This is a genomic window from Sulfuricurvum sp., from assembly GCF_028688295.1.
Lineage (GTDB): Bacteria > Campylobacterota > Campylobacteria > Campylobacterales > Sulfurimonadaceae > Sulfuricurvum.
Genome location: NZ_JAQTYM010000118.1, coordinates 1 through 3831, shown reverse-complemented (window position 1 = coordinate 3831; position 3831 = coordinate 1). Strand labels below are relative to the sequence as shown.

Annotated in this window: 3 protein-coding genes; all 3 read left to right on the top strand. The window is 44.5% G+C overall.

Annotation, left to right across the window (positions count from 1 at the left end; genetic code table 11):
• Positions 1–2595: EAL domain-containing protein (locus PHR02_RS13295; protein WP_299992754.1), on the top strand; the 2595-nt coding region annotated here is incomplete at its 5' end.
• 48 nt (positions 2596–2643) lie between these two features.
• Positions 2644–3069 carry an Rrf2 family transcriptional regulator gene (locus tag PHR02_RS13290; RefSeq protein ID WP_299992752.1) on the top strand — a complete coding sequence of 142 codons (426 nt, stop codon included), beginning with the start codon at positions 2644–2646 and terminating at the stop codon, positions 3067–3069.
• A 7-nt stretch (positions 3070–3076) separates the two neighbouring features.
• Positions 3077–3831, top strand: a 755-nt coding sequence (locus tag PHR02_RS13285; protein WP_299992750.1) for a serine hydrolase, incomplete at its 3' end; no start/stop codon positions are given.

The following is a 3831-nucleotide window of genomic DNA, read 5'->3' as shown; positions in this document are numbered from 1 at the left end:
TTACTTATGGATCGGCAACAGCAAACTGAAGCACTCCTGGCACGAGAGAGCGGGCAACTCACTCTGGCCGGACCCTTGCGACTAGTACAAGGGGGAGAAGGGGTTGTTGGCCGTATGCCCATCTACAGAGGAGAAAACAAAAAATTCTGGGGGTTTGTTTTAATCGTCATCCGTTTCCCTGAAGTACTTCATTCAACGACACTCAACAACCTGACCAAAAGTGGATATCAGTATACGCTCTCACGTATCCATCCAAACACGAACCAAATACAGATAATTGCTGCTTCGAGTACTAAAACACTAAATAATCCTATTGAAACACTCATTAAACTCCCGAATTCCAACTGGACACTACGAATTGCACCTACTAAAGGGTGGCACGATCACTGGCTTTTAGGTTTTGAAGCAGTCCTAGGGATATTTATCAGCCTGTTAATGGGATACATCGCCAAACAATACGCTGAACTCAAAAATTACCGGTATCTCCTAGAAAAACGGGTCGAGGAACGTACCTCTGAAATTTCGGAAACCAAAAATCAACTTCACACGCTACTCGACACAATTCCCGATCTTATATGGCTTAAAAGCAGTGAGGGGGTCTACCTCCTGTGCAATCCGATGTTTGAACGTTTTTTCGGTGCTAAAGAGGAGGAGATCGCCGGAAAAACTGATTACGATTTTGTTGATAAAGAGTTAGCCGATTTTTTCCGACAAAAAGACCGTTTAGCGATGGAGAGCAACACACTAAGCATCAATGAGGAGTGGGTTACTTTTGCTGATGATGGACATCGTGCCCTATTGGAGACCATCAAAACTCCAATGGCCGATGAAACGGGTAAATTGGTAGGTATTTTAGGAATTTCCCGTGATATTACTCAACGGCATATTGCGGAAACTCACTTGCTCCAAACAGAAAAGCTCCTCGAAGAGATGAGTGAAATGGCTCATGTCGGTGGATGGGAGTTTGATATTCAAAGCGGTGAAGGTGCATGGACTGCCGAAGTGGCTCGTATCCACGATATGGATCCCCATGCAGCTACAAACACGACAATAGGACTGAGTGTCTATGAGGGGCAATGGCTCGAAAAAATAGAAACTGCCATCAATGATGCCATTCATAAAGCCATTCCCTATGATTTGGAACTTCAGATGATTACGCACGCAGGGAATCAAAAATGGGTCCGAACTATTGGTGTTCCGGTGATAGAAAAAGACACGGTGGTTCGTATACGCGGTTCAATGCAAGACATCACTGCTCAAAAATCAGCTGAGGAAAAAGTACACTGGCTTGCCCATTTCGATTCTCTAACGGGATTGCCTAACCGTACGTTACTCAACGATCGTCTGAATTACGCTATCAGGATTGCCTATCGCACCCAAGACTCGGTAGCATTGCTCTATTTGGATCTGGATCATTTCAAAAATATCAACGATACGTTGGGACATCATATCGGCGATGAGTTACTAGTTCAGGTCGCTTTGCGTATCCAAGCGCTAATCCGAGAAGCCGATACCCTATCGCGACAAGGAGGTGATGAATTTATGATCCTCTTATCCGCAACGGATGCTGACGGCGCGGCACACGTTGCCGAAAAACTGATTGAAAGCATTTCAAAACCCTATGAAATACAACACCATGAGCTCTCAGTCACACCTTCTATCGGGATCGCACTTTATCCGATCGACGGAGTCAATCTGAACGTCCTCTCTCAATCAGCCGATGCCGCAATGTACCGAGCCAAGCATGATGGACGAAACTGCTACCGTTTTTTTGCCCCGGAAATTCAGGAGCGTTCAGCCCGAAATTTTGAACTCGAAAATGCCCTTCGTCATGCACTCTCGCGTAATCAACTGGAACTATATTATCAGCCTCAACTCTCAATAGAAACAGAGCGTCTTATCGGGGTAGAAGCACTACTACGATGGAACCATCCAACGCTGGGAATGGTCTCTCCGACAGAATTTATCCCGATTGCTGAAGAGAGCGGCCTAATCATCGCTATAGGCGAATGGGTTCTTCGCCGTGCTCTTGGACAATTAAAATCATGGTTAAATGAGGGCTTTGAGCCGTTTATTATGGCCGTAAACCTCTCAGCTATCCAATTTAGACATCCGAAATTGGTCTCATTGGTTTTAGATATCCTCGAAGAGTTGCAACTACCTGCACAATACCTCGAATTGGAACTCACCGAACGAATCGCCTCAGAGAACCCGCTACAAGCCATTGAGATCATGAATACTTTCTACGATCATGGAATACGGATGTCCATCGATGATTTCGGAACTGGATACTCATCACTCAACTACCTCAAAAAATTTCGAGTCTATAAACTAAAAATCGATCAATCATTCGTACGTGACATTACCGATAATCCTGAAGATAAAACGATTGTCAATACGATCATTAATATGGCACACAGTCTTAATATGATCACCATAGCTGAGGGGGTAGAAACAGCTGAACAGCTTGATCTTCTCCGTCAAAGTGGGTGTAACGAAGTACAAGGTTATTATTTCAGTAAGCCACTCCCCGCTCAAGAATTTGAACGTTATCACTCTTTATTGAAAACAGAGCAATTTAGGGGATATGAATAAGCTCTATATTATAATTCCGGTAATTAATTTTCATTAGGTGATTCAACGATGCTCTCTTCCGCTTGCCAAGATACGATTCGTGCCGCTGTATGGCTCTCCACTAAATCCTCCGGAGAGTTTCATCGGATTCAAGAAATCAGCGAAGCACTCGAACTCCCTTTTCATTTTATGGCAAAATCACTCCAAAAACTCGTTCATGCCGGAATCCTCATCTCTCAACGCGGCGCAGCAGGGGGAGTTACCCTCTCTCGAACGGCATCTGATATTACCCTCCTCTCCATCATCGAAGCAGTTGATGGAACCACCTTTTTTGACGCTTGTGTACTGGGAATCGGAGATTGTGAATCAGAGAAACCGTGTGCGCTCCATGCCCAATGGGATGTATGGCGCCAAGAGATGCTCGATATGTATGCGGCCATGCGGCTGAGCGAAATTACCGAGGATGTACTGCAACGTAAAGTAAAAAGGATATAATCCCAATATGATACGATTTTTAGCCCTTTTATCTCTTTTTCTCACCCTCTCTTTGCAAGCTCAAATCGACAAAGACGGACTCGATAAACTCAACGTAGAAGCCCTACTCGTAAAAGAACTCACAACCGGTGAAATGATCTATTCCAAAGAGGCCCTCAAAGAGATCAAACCGGCCAGTCTCACCAAAATCATGACCGCTATGCTCGCCATCGAACAAGGAGAGATGAGTCGTCCCGTAACGATCACCGCAGAGATGATAGCGGTTGAGCCGACCAAAGCGGGTTACAAAGTAGGTGAAATTATTCTTTTAGAAGATTTAGTCAAAGCGGCGATGATCAAATCCGATAACGATGCGGCCATGGCAGTTGCAATCGCTGTCGGAGGGGATCTTCAGAATTTTGTCCAGATGATGAATACAAAAGCGTTGCAAATCGGTATGAGGAATACTTTTTTTACCAATCCCTGCGGCTTTGATATAGGAGCGCACCACTCTACCCCTATTGATCTTTTGCATCTTGCAGAGTATTCTATACAGAACCCACTTTTTAATGACATTACCCGACAAAATCAACACATCTACTATTCACTCAATACCAATCGAAAATTCGTAGCGAAAACCCATAACTATCTTTTAAACCGTTACGAGTATGCCGTCGGAGTAAAAACAGGCTATACCTCCAAAGCAGGGCCTTGCCTCATTGCCCGTGCGAAAAAAGAGGGAAATGACTGTCTTATCGTTATGCTCAATTCAAAAGTCAATCG